General features: G+C 36.9%; 16 protein-coding genes. 8 read left to right on the top strand and 8 right to left on the bottom strand.

What is annotated here, in order from left to right:
• The first annotated feature begins 459 nt into the window (after positions 1-459).
• Complete coding sequence (locus ACUN28_RS27575; RefSeq protein ID WP_016089521.1) at positions 460-978, top strand: YehS family protein; 519 nt, start codon at positions 460-462, stop codon at positions 976-978.
• A gap of 95 nt (positions 979-1073) precedes the next feature.
• A complete protein-coding gene (locus ACUN28_RS27570; RefSeq protein ID WP_016089520.1) occupies positions 1074-1781 on the top strand; it encodes a M48 family metallopeptidase in 708 nt (235 codons plus the stop codon).
• Between the two features lie 174 nt (positions 1782-1955).
• Here the strand turns inward: ACUN28_RS27570 and ACUN28_RS27565 are convergent, their stop codons facing one another.
• The gene (locus ACUN28_RS27565) at positions 1956-2651 is read right to left on the bottom strand and encodes a hypothetical protein (protein WP_016089519.1); all 696 of its coding nucleotides are present in this window, start codon (positions 2649-2651) and stop codon (positions 1956-1958) included.
• A 14-nt stretch (positions 2652-2665) separates the two neighbouring features.
• The gene (locus ACUN28_RS27560; RefSeq protein ID WP_016089518.1) at positions 2666-3775 is read right to left on the bottom strand and encodes a mandelate racemase/muconate lactonizing enzyme family protein; all 1110 of its coding nucleotides are present in this window, start codon (positions 3773-3775) and stop codon (positions 2666-2668) included.
• Positions 3776-3868: 93 nt separating this feature from the next.
• Between ACUN28_RS27560 and ACUN28_RS27555 the strand changes: the two genes are divergently transcribed.
• Positions 3869-5140 (top strand): hypothetical protein, encoded by a 1272-nt coding sequence (locus ACUN28_RS27555; protein ID WP_016089517.1) that lies wholly within the window; start codon positions 3869-3871, stop codon positions 5138-5140.
• On the opposite strand, the gene nhaC is transcribed toward ACUN28_RS27555, so the two are convergent.
• The gene (gene nhaC, locus ACUN28_RS27550) at positions 5129-6550 is read right to left on the bottom strand and encodes a Na+/H+ antiporter NhaC (RefSeq protein WP_016089516.1); all 1422 of its coding nucleotides are present in this window, start codon (positions 6548-6550) and stop codon (positions 5129-5131) included. The two genes, ACUN28_RS27555 and nhaC, sit on opposite strands and share 12 nt — an antisense overlap.
• A 294-nt stretch (positions 6551-6844) precedes the next feature.
• On the opposite strand from nhaC, the gene ACUN28_RS27545 reads away from it, so the two are divergent.
• Both ACUN28_RS27545 and ACUN28_RS27540 read left to right on the top strand, forming a co-directional pair.
• The gene (locus ACUN28_RS27545) at positions 6845-7960 is read left to right on the top strand and encodes a M20 peptidase aminoacylase family protein (protein WP_016089515.1); all 1116 of its coding nucleotides are present in this window, start codon (positions 6845-6847) and stop codon (positions 7958-7960) included.
• 172 nt (positions 7961-8132) lie between these two features.
• Positions 8133-8741, top strand: a complete 609-nt coding sequence (locus ACUN28_RS27540) for an SAM-dependent methyltransferase (RefSeq protein ID WP_016089514.1) — start codon at positions 8133-8135, stop codon at positions 8739-8741.
• A gap of 34 nt (positions 8742-8775) precedes the next feature.
• On the opposite strand, the gene ahpF is transcribed toward ACUN28_RS27540, so the two are convergent.
• On the bottom strand, positions 8776-10302 hold the full coding sequence (gene ahpF, locus ACUN28_RS27535) for an alkyl hydroperoxide reductase subunit F (RefSeq protein WP_016089513.1): 1527 nt from the start codon (positions 10300-10302) through the stop codon (positions 8776-8778).
• A 14-nt stretch (positions 10303-10316) separates the two neighbouring features.
• On the bottom strand, positions 10317-10880 hold the full coding sequence (gene ahpC, locus ACUN28_RS27530; protein WP_000924422.1) for an alkyl hydroperoxide reductase subunit C: 564 nt from the start codon (positions 10878-10880) through the stop codon (positions 10317-10319).
• 590 nt (positions 10881-11470) lie between these two features.
• On the opposite strand from ahpC, the gene mtnK reads away from it, so the two are divergent.
• The 3 genes from mtnK to ACUN28_RS27515 are packed head-to-tail and all read left to right on the top strand — an operon-like array spanning position 11471 to position 14452.
• Complete coding sequence (gene mtnK, locus ACUN28_RS27525; RefSeq protein ID WP_016089512.1) at positions 11471-12700, top strand: S-methyl-5-thioribose kinase; 1230 nt, start codon at positions 11471-11473, stop codon at positions 12698-12700.
• Between the two features lie 12 nt (positions 12701-12712).
• On the top strand, positions 12713-13756 hold the full coding sequence (gene mtnA / locus ACUN28_RS27520) for an S-methyl-5-thioribose-1-phosphate isomerase (protein ID WP_016089511.1): 1044 nt from the start codon (positions 12713-12715) through the stop codon (positions 13754-13756).
• A gap of 54 nt (positions 13757-13810) precedes the next feature.
• Positions 13811-14452, top strand: a complete 642-nt coding sequence (locus tag ACUN28_RS27515; protein ID WP_016089510.1) for an L-fuculose-phosphate aldolase — start codon at positions 13811-13813, stop codon at positions 14450-14452.
• 46 nt (positions 14453-14498) lie between these two features.
• Here the strand turns inward: ACUN28_RS27515 and ACUN28_RS27510 are convergent, their stop codons facing one another.
• The 3 genes from ACUN28_RS27510 to ACUN28_RS27500 are packed head-to-tail and all read right to left on the bottom strand — an operon-like array spanning position 14499 to position 17509.
• Positions 14499-15506 carry a FecCD family ABC transporter permease gene (locus ACUN28_RS27510; protein WP_016089509.1) on the bottom strand — a complete coding sequence of 336 codons (1008 nt, stop codon included), beginning with the start codon at positions 15504-15506 and terminating at the stop codon, positions 14499-14501.
• Positions 15503-16543: a FecCD family ABC transporter permease gene (locus tag ACUN28_RS27505; protein ID WP_016089508.1), complete on the bottom strand. Its 1041-nt coding sequence runs from the start codon at positions 16541-16543 to the stop codon at positions 15503-15505. Before ACUN28_RS27505 ends, ACUN28_RS27510 begins: the two co-directional genes overlap by 4 nt.
• 48 nt (positions 16544-16591) lie before the next feature.
• Entirely contained in the window at positions 16592-17509 is a 918-nt protein-coding gene (locus ACUN28_RS27500) for an iron-hydroxamate ABC transporter substrate-binding protein (RefSeq protein WP_016089507.1), read from the bottom strand.
• Positions 17510-17661 lie beyond the last annotated feature (152 nt).

Below are 17661 nucleotides of genomic sequence, written 5' to 3'. Positions count from 1 at the left end.
AGTAAAACTTAAGTAAATATAATCAATATATTTCGCCTGAATTTTACGTAACATTCACGTTTGAGCTGCCAATTAAATTAGAGCTGCATAAAAAGAAATGGACTAACCTATATCAGGTTAGTCCATTTTTAAGTGAGTTAATTAATAGTAAATCCCCATCCTTTTTTGCTTTATTAATATCATCCTCAAAGGAAGGAGCTATCCCACTACCAACTAAAATACCTTTTACAGTATTAAATTTGATTGAAGGCGTTTCTATCGATAGGATCTTTCTTAATTTCTAATAAAATAAATTCGTTATTAGAAGTATCTCTTAATAATAAATAAAATCATCCCCACAACCATTAATCCACCTAAGACTACAAAACCGCCCTCTAAAATGTTAAAGTAGTAACTTAACGACATTCATTTACACATGCTAAAAGCATTATTATAATCAACATTTCAGGAGGCAAAACAATGGCAATGAGCAACAACGATATATTAAAAAGAGTAAGGTACGCTTTAGATATAAGAGATATAGATATGGTAGAAATCTTTAAACTTGGTGGTATGGAAGTAACGAAAGAAGACGTAGTTGATATGCTTACAAAAATAAAGAGAGCTCCTCAGCATGAAGCTGAAAATGATGATGTAATCGAAGATGAGTACGTATTAACATGCGATATGATGATGTTAGAGGCATTTTTAAATGGATTTATTACTTTAAAAAGAGGGAAACAAGATCCGAAACCAGGACAACCGGCACCTGTACAAAGCAAAGAGAGTGCTAATAACCTTCTTCTAAAGAAAATGAAAATTGCACTATCATTAACGAGTGAGGATGTACTTGATATATTAGATAGCGTAGGTGTTACGGTAACAAAAGGAGAGTTAGGCGCTCTATTAAGAAAAAAAGGTCATAAAAATTACAAAGAGTGCGGCGATAGATACGCAAGGAATTTCATTAAGGGATTAGGTGTAAAGTATAGAGGATAATGAGTTCGTTAAAGCAGTAAATGATATAATAGGTAGAGTAGGATGTTCGTATCCTACTCTTTTTTATTTGTAAAAATACTATGCTAGGTGATGAAATGGTACATACATATTTAGGTGAGACAATTAATTTTCATATAACTTATAAAAAGAAAAAATCGGTGCGTCTTTTTGTAGATTCGTACGGAAATGTGGAAGTGCAGGCTCCAAAAGGAACGCCTGTTGAATACTTAGTCCAATTGTTAGAGGAGAAATGGGAGTGGATTCAGAAAACACGTCAGGAAATGCAGGAACGAGCGCTTGGACCACAGGAAAAGGATTATGATCAAGGCGAGGGTTTTCTGTACTTAGGGAATACGTATCCAATACAAATTTCTCAAGATGCAAGTATTACGCAAGACAATGCAGTGTTTGAAGGGAATAAGCTACATATTTATGTGAAAGAGCTTAAGGATGAGAAAATACAGCAAGCTTTAAAACGATTTTATTATAAGCAGTGTAAAACTTTAGTAGAGAAGAGTATTAAAGCGCATCAAAGTAATTTCAAAACAAAACCACGTTCTATTCGTATTACAGATAGTAGTCGTACTTGGGGAACTTGTGATTCAAATTTACAGCTAACATTCAATTGGAAGTTAGCAATGGCACCACAGCGAGTAATTGACTATGTAGTCGTTCATGAAATGTGTCATATGGTTCATTTAAATCATGATCGCTCTTTTTGGCGTCTTGTCGGGAAGATAATGCCTGATTATAAGGAAATGGAGAATTGGTTAGCGTTATCGAGTTGGAAGATGACGGTTTAGTAAGGAATATCGATTTTTGTCGGTAAATCGATATTCCTTGTCGAATCGTTGATATATTTTGAGTTACGATAGATATATTTGAAAAATCGTTGATATAATTTCATGTACCAAAGAACTGTTCAGCGAGGAGAAAATAAAAAGGAAGGGATACCCCTTCCTTTTCTTGCATGTAAATTATCGTCCAAACTTCACAATGAAAGTATCGTCTGTTTTCTCCATCTCATACCCACGATACCCTTCCGAAAGCAACGCCTGCTGTCCACTAGCATCACTCATTAGAATACGCTGAACATCCGTCCAATCTCTTTCTTTATCCCCGCGCAATTCCTTCACAAAAACATACCGCATACTCCCGCCGTATTTCTCTTTCAGCGCAGCAATTTCCATCCCTTGCGCAAACTTATCTTTTAAACTCGGAATGTTAAAAGGCGCAACTGTGCAGCAAACGTAATCGTATTTGCCATCTTCTTTTTGTAATTCGTCCATGATGACGTTTGCTAATATTTTTTGCATCCCATTTCCTCGGCAGTTCGGATGAACGTTTGAGATTTCTTGATAGATGACGCGGTGTAGTTCGCTTTCTGATAGGCCAATATCAAGTCCTAAATGTTCGTCGTCGATAGGAGGGACGAGTAGGGCGCGAAATGCGATGAGTTCGTTTTTTATAAAAGCACCGATCATCATGCCGTTTCCTTCTAGAATGTATTGAAATTCTTCTTGTGAGAGTGGTTGTAAACGACTTTTATCTTCTAGTGCTTCAACTACGATGTTTTGTAGTGATAAAATTTGTTCGATGTGCTCTAGTGATAGTAATGTAACATGAAATGATTCGTTATTTTGTTTTAATGCACCTTCATATAGAACTGTCATGTATGAGCCCTCCTTTAGCGTACAACATCTTGAAAGACGGTTAGTTCTTGTAATGTATCTTCGTTTATTTCAATGCCTAGTCCTGGTTTTTCGTTTAAGCGAATGAATGGCACGTCGTAATGTAAGTTACCAATGTCTTTCGTGAATTTTAATGGTCCTGTAAGTTCTACGCTTGTAATGATTTTTTTTGAGAAAGCGACATGGAATCCTGCGGAAGAGGCAACAGATGATTCGACCATGGATCCAACTTGGCACTCAATGCCTGCCATTTCTGCTTGATGAGCGAGTTTTACAGCGGGATATATGCCGCCGCATTTCATTAGTTTTATGTTCACTTTATCAGTAGCGTCTAATTTAATGATTTGGCGCATTTCACGAGAACTTTTTAATCCTTCATCAATCATAAGCGGAAGGTCTGTTTTAGAACGAATATGAGCCATTGCGTCAATATCGTCCGCTATAACAGGCTGTTCAATCCAGTCGATGTTTACATGTCCTAATGAACGAAGTGCCGTTAATGTGTTTGCGCTATTTTTCCACCCTTGGTTTACATCAACGCGAATCGCAATATCATTTCCTACACGTTCACGTACTGCTTCAATTCGTTTTACATCTTCTTTTACATTTGTACCGACTTTCATTTTGAAAGATTGGTAACCTTTCTGAATCATAGAAGCAGCTTCTTCAGCCATGTCTTCTGGGTCTGCGATACTTAAGACGTGAGTGACAGGGAATTCTTCATGGTATCGTCCGCCAATTAATTGATATACAGGTTGATTTAGTTTTTTACCCATTATATCGAAACAAGCGATATCAATTGCAGCCTTCGCAGTAGGAACACCGTAAATTGTGTTATCCATCATATCGTGTATTTTCTCGATAGTCATTGGATTTTGCCCGATGAGTGCAGGAGCCAGTGTATGTTTTAAAGTATGGAAAGTACTTTCCCATGATTCGCCTGTAACGTGATCATCAGCAACGCCTTCACCGTAACCGATAATGCCTTCGTCTGTTTCCATTTTGACGATAATAGAAGGCATATCAGAATAAGAACCATAACTAATAACAAACGGATCGCGAAGCGGTAAACGAATCGCGTAAAGATGAATAGCTGTAATTTTCATTGAATAAAGACCCCTTCCTGTTTACAATGGTTTTGTACATTTGATATAGTTGACGTTAAATAGTCGTTAATTAATGATAAGGAGTTAGAGAAAATGATGATAAAAATTGCAGTTGTCGGTTCAAAAGAGTTTATGGAGACACTTTTACCTATCGCTCATAAACTAGAAGAAATAGACATTGATCCATATATTTACCTTCATCCGGCAGAATCTTCTGAACTATTGAAGCGTTTAAAGCCTTGTGATTTCATCTTTTTCTCAGGTGCTTTACCTTATTATATGGCAAAAGAAATAAGAGAACAATTACGAATTCCAAGTACGTACTTACAGCAAGACGAGACAACTGTCGCATCTTCTATTCTTTCTGTCATGTATCACCAACGTATTCAACCACATAAAATTTCAATTGATTTAGTAGACCGCTCATTCATTACAAATGTGTTCCATGATATCGGTATAAAAGAAAATCCACAAGTGTTTGATTATGAAAATATGCTGTGGAGTAAAGATGAAATAAAGAGAGTTATTGATTTTCATGTAGCTAAATACCAATCTGGAGAGGCTCATTTAGCTTTAACTAGCATTCACGCTGTCTATGATGAACTTCAAAAAATAGGTATTCCTTCAGAGCGTATGATAGATCCGAAGCAATCCATTATACATGGGTTAAAAGATGCGAAAATAAAAGCTGAGTTAGCAAAAAGCCATTCAGCTACTGTTGGTGCTTGCATGATTTCTTCTTTAGAATTACGAGAAGGTTTGCTTGAGCAATTAGATGTCATTTCAAAAGAACTACGTGGTTCATTTAAAAAAGTTGATGAAATGACGTTCATTTTGTATACGACTCGTGGTGATATTGAATCGATTATAAAAACAAATATGATAAATGATTTATTTGCGAGTATAGAAGGAACGATAGCTATTGGATTTGGTTACGGAAAAACTGTGAAGGAAGCAGAGCAAAATGCTAAAATCGCTCAAGGTTTCGCGAAGAATAATCCAATAGACCACTGTTTTTATATACTAACAAGTGATAAAGAACTATTTGGTCCGTTCCCGAAAGAACAGAGAGTACAAAGTTTGAAGAATGATAACCCGGAGCTAATGAAAATAGCGAAGGAAACGAAACTTAGTCCAGCAAACTTATCAAAAATTATTCAATTTAGTCAATCACATCCGTCATTGAAGTTTACAGCAGCAGATCTTTCTGAATACTTACAAGTGACTCGCCGATCAACAGAAAGGTTATTAAAGAAACTAGTTGATTATGGGTATGTTCATATTTGCGGCGAGGAAATGCCTTATCAACAAGGACGCCCTCGCGCAATATACGAACTGAATTTACCGTTATCTTTAAGCTTCTAATTGAGCCTTTTGTTTTTTTAGTAGTTCTGCTTTTTCAATGTCTGATAGTTTCGTAATTGTGAGACCAGTTATGCCGTAAAGGATTGAGATAATAGGTACGATGAAATTCAATATAGCATAAGGAGCATATTCGAATGCACCAACTCCAAGTGTTGCGAGAATAAATACACCACATGTATTCCAAGGTACGAAGACAGAAGTTAATGTTCCGCCATCTTCTAATGCTCTGGATAAATTTTTAGAATGCAGTCCTTTTTCTGTGTATGCATTTGCGTACATTCTTGAAGGAACAACAATCGAGATATATTGTTCAGAGCAAGTAAGGTTTGTCGCAAAGCACGAAGCAATAGTAGAAGCGATAAGTCCTTTTGATGACTTCGCTAATTTCAAAATTTGATTTACAATTGCGCGAAGAATGCCAGTATGCTCTAGTACTCCTCCGAAGGTCATAGCGACAATTGTCATAGAGACCGTATTCATCATAGAGCTTAAACCACCACGATTAAAGAGTTCGTCTACTAGCTTATTTCCAGTTTCTATAACAAATCCACTTTGGAGTGCGCCGACAGCTGATGAGACAGAACCACCTTGAATAAAGACTTGTGATAAAAATCCTAAAATAATACCTACGAGAATAGCTGGTATAGCTGGAACCTTTTTAGCAACCAATACCATTACGATTACAGGTATAATTAATAGGAAGGGTGAAATAACAAAATTTTGTTGTAATACTTGTAACGTTTGATCGATACTTTTTGCATCAATATTGTTAGCGCCAAAGCTTCTTCCTAAGAGCGCATAAACGATAAGAGTAATAATTAAACCTGGAATTGTAGTAAATAACATATGACGAATATGTGTGAATAAATCTGTATTTGTTAATCCTGCGGCTAAGTTTGTCGTGTCTGAAAGCGGTGACATTTTATCGCCGAAATAAGAACCGGAAATGATAGCACCGGCAACCATTGGAGCTGGGATTCCCATACTTAGGCCAATTCCCATTCCTGCAACACCAATTGTTCCCATTGTAGACCAAGAGCTACCAATCGCTAATGCAACAATAGAACAAATAATTGTAATTGAAACTAAAAATAGTGATGGAGTTAAAAGATTTAACCCGTAATAAATCATTGTTGCGACGATTCCGCCGCCAATCCAAGCACCGATCGTTAAACCTACTAGAATAATGATAACGATAGCGGGTAATGCGAGGCGAATTCCTTTATACATTGATTCTTCAATGTCGTTCCATTTGTAACCGTAACGCCAAGCGACGATAGAAGCAACGGTTGTACCGATAATAAGTGGGACGTGAGGGCTTTGTTCTAATACAACAATTGTAACCATCATAACTGCAACTGTAATAATAATAGGGATTATTGCTATTCCAAAAGGTATTTCTTTTTTCATAAATTTCCTCCTTGTTATGTATGTTTGTTTGTATTTTTAGAATTGTCGTAAAATAGACGTTTATTAGGTTATGATAACTAAAAAGATATGTAAGCGTCAACATAAAAGACAGAAAATAAGTAATATTCTAGTTGTTTGTTTAGTTTGTAATATAGATGTAGAGTAAGCTTTTTAAGTGTTTGAAAATAAACAATTGACTTTTTTCTTAAAATTCAATATGTTCATAAAAACATCTGTTTTTCATAAGTATAATTAACCTGAATGGTTTTGGAATTTGGGAAGGAGAATGTAGCTTTGAAAACATTAGAACTACAAGAGCGTTTAACTGAAATTTTTCAGTATTTACATGAAAACCCTGAAGTGAGTTGGAAAGAGTATGAAACGACAGCGTATATTACTAACTTTTTAAAAGAAGAAGGAATTTCATATAAAATATTTGATGATTGCCCAGGCGTGATCGCTGAAATTGGAAGTGGAAATCCAGTTGTTGCAATTCGTGCCGATATGGATGCACTTTGGCAAGAAGTAGACGGAGAGTTTAAAGCGAATCATTCATGTGGTCACGATGCACATATGACAATTGTGATGGGGCTTATTTTACAATTGAAAAATATGAGATGGGGTAGTGGAACGGTTAGGTTTATTTTTCAGCCGGCAGAGGAAAAAGGAAATGGTTCTTTAAAGATGGTAGAGAAGGGTGCCGTGGATGATGCTGACTTCTTATTTGGTGTTCATTTAAGACCGATTGAAGAACTACCTTTGAAACAAGCTGCCCCATCTATTCGTCACGGAGCAGCAGGATTTTTAGAAGGAACGATTCACGGAGATGATGCACATGGGGCACGCCCGCATCAAGGGATAAATGCAATTGATGTCATTTCGATGATCAATATTGGATTGAAAAATATATGGTTACCGCCGCAAAGTTCCTATTCAGTGAAGATGACAAGGTGCCAAGCTGGTGGTGATAATTTAAATATTATTCCGGGTAACGGTCATTTTAGTTTAGATGTAAGAGCAGAGAATAACATATTACTAAATGAATTGAAGCAAAAAATAGAGCAAGTAATTTTGTCAGCTGAATCAATGGGATCTAAAGTATCTTATGAGTGGATCGATCTCGCACCAGGAGCTGAAGTGTCAGAAGAAGCTGAGCGCTTTATGCGAAAGGGCATTCTTGAAGTGTACGGGGAAGAGGGATGTACTGGACCACTGTATACGACAGGAAGCGATGATTTCCATTACTACACAGTGAAGAGACCACATTTAAAAGCTGTCATGCTTGGACTAGGGGCTAATCTACAACCTGGATTACACCATCCGTATATGAAGTTCGATCATAGTTGTATCATGGATGGAGTAGAAATATTGAAACAAACTGTATTGAAAGTATTAGAGGACAGGGGCTAGAGAGCTCCTGTTTTTTTGTCATACTTTGTCGTTAAATCGATATATTTGAAGTTACGATAGATATATTGAAAAAATCGTTGATATAATTTCACATACCAACTAATTTGATGAAAAATTCCTCTCCAATACATGGTGTATAATAATAAGTACCATTTTTAATAGGAGAAAATCAATGAACGAACAATATTATGATGCAGTTTTAAATATAAAAACAGTCGGCGAGCAAAAGGGATTTAATAAGTCTATGCATTACCACCGTTATGAGCCGACGCCATATAGTGGATTAGAGGAACTTTTGAACCAATACGAAATTAAAAGTAGCGACCGAATTGTAGACTTTGGATGCGGAAAAGGACGATTAAACTTTTACATGCACCATAAGTGCGGTGCTTCAGCAGTTGGAATTGAAATGAATGAAGAGTTTTATAAAGATGCGATGGATAATCGTGATCGTTATGTGCGAAAAGTACGAAACAGCAAAGATAAAATTCAATTTGAGTGCTGTTTAGCACAAGAATATGAAGTTGATTCGCGTGATAACCGATTTTATTTCTTTAATCCGTTTTCAGTACAAGTATTTATGAACGTAGTAAATAACATTTTGCTTTCGGTAGAAGAGGTAGAGAGGGAAGTGGATATTATTTTATACTATCCTTCGGAGGATTATATTTTCTTCTTAGAGAACCAGACAGCGTTTGAATTAAAGAGAGAGGTTAGATTGCCGGGTGCTTATGAGAAGAATGGGAATGAGAGATTTTTAGTTTATACGTTAGGATTATAAAAAAAACAGGTGCTAAGGCACCTGTTTTTTTTAATTAGTTACGGATTAAGTAATCAAATGCACCTAAAGCTGCGTTTGCACCTGAACCCATAGAGATGATGATTTGTTTGTACGGATTATTTGTACAGTCACCTGCAGCAAACACTCCTGGTACGTTTGTAGCGCCGTGCTTGTCTGTTACGATTTCACCACGAGCGCGTTCAACTGTTTCGCCTAACCAGTCTGTGTTTGGCACAAGACCGATTTGTACGAATACACCTTGTAATTCAACGTGATGAACTTCTTCAGTTTCACGATCGATGTAAGAAATACCGTTTACTTTATCAGTACCAGTAATTTCTTTCGTTTGAACGTTTTTCAGAACAGTTACGTTAGGTAAGCTGTTAAGACGCTCTTGTAATACAGCATCAGCTTTTAATTCTGGCATGAACTCAAGAACAGTTACGTGCTTAACAATACCTGCTAAGTCGATAGCTGCTTCAATACCAGAGTTACCTCCACCGATAACTGCTACGTCTTTTCCAATGAATAATGGACCGTCACAGTGTGGGCAGTATGCTACACCTTTATTTTTGAACTCAGCTTCACCTGGTACGCCAACGTTACGCCAGCGAGCACCTGTTGAAACGATTACGCTCTTACTTTTCAGAATAGCGCCGTTTTCAAGTTCCACTTCAATAAGTTCTTTTTTCTCTAAACGTTTTGCACGTTGTAGATTCATTACATCGATGTCGTATTCTTTTACGTGCTCTTCAAGGCTTGCTACTAGCTTAGGACCTTCAGTGCGTTTTACGCTGATGAAGTTCTCAATACCCATAGTATCCATTACTTGACCACCGAAGCGCTCAGCAACGATACCAGTGCGGATGCCTTTACGTGCTGCATAAATCGCTGCACTTGCACCAGCAGGGCCGCCACCAACAACAAGAACATCGTATGGATCTTTATCAGAAAGCTCTGATGCATCTGGACCGTTACCCATTTTTGCTAAAATTTCTTCAAGTGTCATACGACCGCTTCCGAAAGATTCGCCGTTTAGGTAAACAGTTGGTACTGCCATGATGTCTTTGCTTTCTACTTCCTCTTTGAATGCAGCGCCATCAATCATAGTATGTGTAATACCAGAGTTTAGAACGCTCATTACGTTAAGAGCTTGTACAACATCAGGACAGTTATGACAACTTAGGCTGATATAAGATTCAAAATGATATTCGCCTTGAATGTTTTTAATTTGATCGATTAATTTTTGTTCAACTTTTGGAGCGCGTCCACTTACTTGTAGTAAAGCTAACACTAATGAAGTAAATTCGTGTCCTAATGGAATACCAGCGAATACGACACCAGTGTCTTCACCAGGGCGGTTTACGCTAAAGCTTGGTGTTCTCTCTAATTCAACTTTTTCTACTGTAATCTTAGATGACATAGTAGCTAATTCGTCTACTAGAGCTAACATATCTTTAGATACGTTATCGTCTCCTGCGCTTACTTTAAGTAAAATATCGTTCTCCATTAACTGAAGGTATTGGGATAGTTGTGTTTTTATATCTGCATCTAGTATCATTTTGATCGAACTCCTTAGATTTTGCCTACAAGGTCAAGGCTTGGTTTAAGTGTTGCAGAACCCTCTTGCCATTTAGCTGGGCAAACTTCACCTGGGTTGTTACGTACGTATTGAGCTGCTTTAATTTTGTTAACAAGAATGCTTGCGTCACGGCCGATACCGTCAGCATTGATTTCCATAGATTGGATAACGCCGTCTGGATCGATGATGAATGTACCACGAGCAGCAAGACCTTCTTCTTCCATTAAAACGTTGAAGTTTGTAGTGATTGTGCGAGTTGGGTCACCAATCATAATGTATTCGATTTTGCCGATAGTTTCTGAGCTATCATGCCATGCTTTGTGAGTGAAGTGAGTGTCTGTAGATACAGAGTATACTTCAACGCCTAACTCTTTAAGAGTTGCGTATTGGTTTTGTAAGTCTTCAAGTTCAGTTGGGCAAACGAATGTGAAGTCAGCTGGGTAGAAACAAACTACACTCCATTTTCCTTTTAAACTTTCGTCAGTAACTTGGATAAATTCTCCATTATGGTAAGCATTAGCTTTAAACGGTTTTACTTCTGTGCCGATTAATAACATATTAAAATTCCTCCTAAATGTTGGTTTTGAGCATCAAAAAATAGTGTGCTCATAAAATATATTTTTTAATTAACTATAATAATTCTAATTCGATATTAATTATCATATAGAAGTGGTTATTTTGTCAAGTGAATAAACCAACTTTATACCAATTTAATTAATATTTATTCTCAATTAAGGCTATTAGGGAATTAAAAGGTAATTTTATGTCGTAAATTTTCAATGAGTGCTTAAAAGAGTGGTGTGTATGTTAGAGATATGGTGTAAGGATAGATTCTTAGGGAGGAAATATTTCTTAGAAGTTGTGTATTTGAAAAGTCGTTGTCTACTTCTATTTTACAAAGAATTGTGCGATAAATAAAATAAAATGAATCAGAATCTTTTTGAACAATTTTTGTCATCCCAAATATATAATTAGGAAGTATATTGTAATGATAATTAGAAATATTGACTCAAGGTGCTAACAAGATATAATAAAACCTAGATATACCTTTCAAAAAGAAGAATATATAATATAGGATGAAAAAATTTCACCCTATTATTTTTTACGGCCTTTAGAAAACGCTTACAATTGGTATGGAGGGGAAACCATGTCTACATTCACAAAGTATTTTTTAATGGAAGCTAAAGATGTGATTGCATATGTGAAAGAGAAATTATCTAAGTTTGAGGATGCAAAGGGGTTACAGTGTAAAGAAATAGGCGATGGTAATTTAAATTATGTATTCCGCGTTTGGGATGAACAGAAGAATATTTCTGTCATTGTAAAGCAAGCTGGAGATACAGCACGTATTTCAGATGAGTTTAAGTTGTCGACGAATCGTATTCGTATAGAATCAGATGTTTTGCAGTTAGAGGAGGAGTTAGCACCTGGGCTTGTTCCAAAGGTATATTTGTTTGATAGTGTGATGAATTGTTGCGTAATGGAAGATTTATCGGATCACACAATATTACGTACAGCACTTATAAATCATCAAATATTTCCGAGGCTTGCTGATGATTTAACGACTTTTGTGGTAAATACTCTTCTATTAACATCAGACGTTGTAATGAATCATAAAGAAAAGAAGGAACTTGTGAAGAATTATATAAATCCTGAGTTATGTGAGATTACAGAGGACCTCGTATACGCGGAACCATTTACAAATCATCATAATCGTAATGAGTTATTTCCGTTAAATGAAGGATGGATTAGAGAGCATATTTATAGTGATAAAGAGCTTCGTATGGAAGTAGCAAAGCTTAAATTTTCTTTTATGACGAATGCACAGGCGTTGCTCCACGGTGATTTACATACCGGTTCTGTTTTTGTGAAAGATGATTCTACAAAGGTAATTGATCCTGAGTTTGCCTTTTATGGACCGATGGGATATGACGTTGGAAACGTAATGGCGAATTTAATGTTTGCTTGGGTGAATGCAGATGCGACTATGCCGCCTGGGGCTGAGAAAGATACGTATATGGATTGGCTACAATCGACAATGGTGGATGTAATTGATTTATTTAAGAAGAAGTTTTTAGATGCTTGGGATATTCATGTGACAGAGATTATGGCGAAGGAAGAAGGCTTTAACGAAGTTTATTTACAATCTGTATTAGAGGATACGGCTGCAGTGACAGGCCTTGAGTTAATTCGTCGTATTGTTGGGTTAGCGAAAGTAAAGGATATTACTTGTATTGAGAATGAGGAAGTACGTGCTAGAGCGGAACGTATTTGTCTTCAGGCAGCGAAGAAGTTTATTTTACATGCGAAACAATATAAAACAGGTAAAAGCTTTATAGAAACGCTAAAAGAACAATCTGTGCAGAATGCGAAGTAAGGGGAGAAAGTGATGAAAGAGCAGTTAATACCGATTCAGTGGAAAGATGATACATTAGTTTTATTAGATCAAACACTATTACCGAATGAAGTTGTCTATGAGTCTTTCAAAACAGCTGAAAGTGTATGGAATGCCATTCAAGTAATGAAAGTGCGAGGAGCACCAGCAATCGGTGTTTCAGCAGCTTATGGTGTGTATTTAGGAATCAAGGAAGTTCCTCAAAGTACGGTGGAAGAATTTATAGAGGAAGTAAAAAAGGTATGTGCATACTTAGCAACATCAAGGCCGACAGCAGTGAATTTATTCTGGGCACTTGAAAGAATGGAGGCAGTAGCGACAGAGAACGCGCACTTATCAATCGCTCAGTTGAAAGATAGATTACTAGAAGAGGCAAAAGAAATTCATAGAGAAGATGAAGAAATTAACCGTCAAATTGGAGAGCATGCATTGACGTTATTCCATGATGGGATGGGAGTATTAACACATTGTAATGCTGGTGCGTTAGCGACGACTAAGTATGGCACTGCGACAGCTCCAATGTACTTAGCAAAAGAAAAAGGATGGGACTTAAAAATCTTTTCGGATGAAACACGTCCAAGATTACAAGGTTCAACATTAACGGCATTAGAACTACAGCGAGCGGGAATTGATGTTACTGTCATTACGGATAATATGGCAGCTATGGTTATGTCACAAGGAAAGATTGATGCGGTGATCGTTGGATGCGATCGTGTGGCAGCAAACGGTGATGTAGCAAATAAAATTGGGACATTAGGCGTATCTATTTTAGCAAAATATTACAACATTCCGTTTTATGTAGCAGCACCAACACCGACAATTGACTTGAAAACACCAACAGGAAAAGAAATTCCGATTGAGGAAAGAGATGCTGCTGAAGTAATTAATCGCTTCGGACAATATTCTGCGCCGAAAGAAAGTAAAGTATATAATCCGGCATTTGATGTCACGCCACATGAAAATGTAACAGCAATTATTACGGAAAAAGGGATTGTAAAAGCACCGTTTACGGAAAACTTAAAAAAGCTATTTCAATAAGTAGATAGATTTAAAAAGTCAGTCATCATAAGCTTCATACTTAGGGGGATGTATATGTTATTACAAAAAGAAAGAGAAGAAATTGTAGCGTATGGAAAGAAAATGATTTCTAGCGGTTTAACAAAGGGGACAGGCGGTAATATTAGTATTTTCAATCGCGAGCAAGGTCTTGTTGCAATTAGCCCAAGTGGTTTAGATTATTATGAAACGAAGCCTGAAGATGTAGTTATATTAAACTTAGATGGTGAAGTGGTAGAGGGAGAGAGAAAACCATCAAGTGAACTAGATATGCATCTTATTTATTATCGAAATCGTGAAGACATAAATGCGCTTGTGCATACGCACTCTCCTTACGCGAAGACGATCGCATCATTGGGATGGGAGCTTCCTGCTGTATCGTATTTAATTGCTTTTGCAGGCCCGAATGTTCGCTGTGCACCGTATGAAACATTTGGTACGAAGCAATTAGCAGAGGCTGCTTTTGAAGGTATGATTGATCGACGTGCCGTTTTACTTGCCAATCACGGTTTAATTGCAGGTGCAAATCATATAAAAATGGCGTTTACTGTTGCGGAAGAGATTGAGTTTTGCGCGCAAATTTATTATCAAACGAAAAGTGTCGGAGAGCCGAAGTTGTTGCCAGAAGATGAGATGGAGAATTTGGCGAAGAAGTTTGAAGGGTATGGGCAGCAGTAGAATGACACAAAAAAATACCCTCAAGATTTGACTCTTGAGGGTATTTCTATGCTTTCTTAAGCAACAAATACATAAAGTAAGGAGCACCAATTAAAGCGACAACAATACCTGCTGGGATGCCATTAGGATCAACGATATTTCGTCCAATTGTATCTGCTAATAGCAATAGCCATCCGCCGATTAAAAGGGCGATAGGCATGAAGATTTGATGTCTTGGACCTACTAAAGATTTCGCGATATGAGGAGCCATCAGCCCGATAAAGCTAATGCCTCCTGTTACGGAAACAGCTGCAGCTGCAAGCGCAACGGCTGCAACTAATAGGTATCTGCGTTCTTTTTCAATTTCAATTCCAACACCGATTGCGACTGGTTCGTTTAATGCTAGAATGTTTAATCGATTTGCTTTATAGAAAACGAACGGAATTAATACGATTAACCATGGGAGCATTGCTAAAACGAAGATCCAGTCATCTCCCCAAATATTTCCGGCAATCCATTTTGAAATAAAGTCTACTTTCATGCGATCTGCGGATGAAATAAGGACAATCATCATTCCGGATAGTGCAAATGCAAAACCGATACCGGTTAATGTTAATCGTATTGGCTGAAGTCCAGTTGATTTACTATATGAAAATACGTAAATTAGAACAGCTGTTAGAAATGCCCCGATAAATCCAACGACAGGTAGTAAGTAAAGAAATGAACCTACATCTATGGGAAAGTATAAAAAGAAAATAGCAACAGCAACACCGGCCCCAGAGTTGATTCCGAGAATACCAGGTTCAGCTAAATCATTTCGGGTAATTCCTTGCAGAATAGCCCCTGATAAAGCGAGAGCCATACCAGCTAATAATGTAATGATAATTCTAGGTAGCCTTAAAGAGTATAAAACAAACTCCTCTTTAAAAGTCCCTTGCCCCATTAATGTTGGGAGTAGTCGATCATAAGATAAAGATGCTGAACCAAGTCCCATTCCAACTACGATGGTGGTGATGGTTAGTATGAGTAAAGCGAGTATAATAAGACGTTGTTTTCTTAGAATAGATTGCATCATGAGAATGTTTTTCCTCCTTTACGTACAACGAATAGGAAGAATGGTAACCCTACAATTGCGACAATAGCGGCAACTGGTGTTTCGTACGGAGCGTTAATAGTACGTCCGATTGTATCTGCAAGTAGCATAAAGGAAGCTCCAGCAATTGCTGACATCGGTATAACAAATCGATAATCTGGACCGACAATTGGACGTACCATGTGAGGTACCATTAAACCGATAAATGCCATATTTCCGACAAGCGCTACAGACGCACCTGCAAGTAAGATAATAATGATAAATAGAATGGTTTTAATAACAATAATTTTTTGACCTAGTCCAATAGCCACTTCTTCACTGAAACTAAGAACTGTCAATTTTTTTGCTAGTAAGATAGCGATAAAGATGCTAATTGAAATGACTGGAATAATAATTTTCAATTGGCTCCAAGTTGTTCCAATTACGCCCCCAGCAGTCCAAAGTGATACATCTTGTGAAATTTTGAAGTAAATGCCGACTCCTTCTGAAATTGCGAGTAGGAATGCTGAAACGGCAGCCCCTGCTAATACAATTCGAAGAGGAGAAAGTCCGCCCTTTTTCATCATACCAATTCCAAATACCATAATTGCGCCAACCGCAGCACCGATAAAGCAAGCAAATGTTAAGTAAAGATAGCTGATGGAAGGGTTGAAAGCAAGTGTCAGCGCGAGCGCAGCATTTGCTCCACCAGATAGCCCTAATAATCCAGGATCTGCAAGAGGATTTCGTGTTAATCCTTGCATAATGGCTCCAGAAACAGCGAGTCCAGCTCCTACAAAAATAGCAGCAACTTCACGTGGCAAACGTATTTCGCGAATAATAGATATTTTGTCCCCTTTAGCGGAGGAAGTGAGTGCTAACCATACGTCTTTTATTGAAGTATCTGCAGCACCTAATACCATTGCCACCATAAAAATAAGAAAGAATGCAATTAAGCTCAAAATTAGTTTGTATGTAAAAGCTATCGAACGTGGATTGTCGTGATCTTTTGTCATTCGTTTCACATCTTTTCTGTTCATAGAATAAAGGAAGAGGAATTCTTAATTTAAGAATTCCTCATGTTTGTATTATTTACCAAGAAAGCTCTTCTTGAAGAAGTCTAGTTGGAAATCTAATGTAAGTGGATCATTGAAATAGAATTCCATCATGTTTGCTTCATATACGCGATTATTTTTTACTGCTGGGATATTTTTATATGATTCTGTCTCTTGGAATGAGTTATCAGTATCTTTGTTTTTACTTACGATTAAGTAATCACCAGCAAATTCAGGTAATACCTCAGTAGATAATGCGTAGTAACCTTCTTTTAATGCTTTTTCTTTTACTTTTTCAGGCATTTTTAATTTCATTTCTTGGTACAGAATTTCTGTTCCACGGCCCCAGTTTTCGCCGTATACATAAAGCTGTTTGTTGAAGTTTTCTACAACAGAAACTGTTGCATCTTCACCGATTTTTGCTTTAATTTCTTTACCAGCGTCTTGTGCACGTTTCTTGAAATCATCAACCCAAGTTTTTGCTTCTTTTTCTTTGTTTAATAACTTACCGATTTCTAAATGCTGTGTTAAGTAATCAACTTTTCCGTAAGTGTATGTTACAGTAGGAGCGATTTTCTTTAACTTATCGACATTTTTAATATTTGATAAACCAATGATTAAATCTGGATTTAGTTCAGCAATTTTTTCAACATTTTCATCTGATACTTCAGTAACATCTTTAAGTTTGCTATCAAAACGTGGGTTTTGTTTAGACCATGAATCTACCCCAACAAGATTTACATCTAATGACATTACGTTACCAGCGAATGATGATAAAACAACAACGCGTTTTGGATTTGCAGGAACCTCTACTTTACCATTTTCAGATTGGTATGTAATTGTTTCTGATTTACTGCCTTTTGTATCGTTCTTTTTGTCTGTAGAGCCATTGCTACAAGCGCTCATAACAAGAACGAAAAGAACTGTTAGTGAAATAAATAACTTTTTCATCGTCTTTCTCCTTTAACATAGATGATATGTGTATACAATAATTTGTTTAACTGCAATCTTTTTGAAAGAGTAGTGGTAATACAAAATGTTTATTAAAAATCTTGAATATGAGATTTCACAATATAGTATTAACCCTATTAATGAAAGAAGAT

This window comes from Bacillus sp. WC2507 (genome assembly GCF_052656125.1).
The sequence above is the reverse complement of the archived record's forward strand: the minus strand, read 5'-3'. Positions and strand labels throughout refer to the sequence as shown.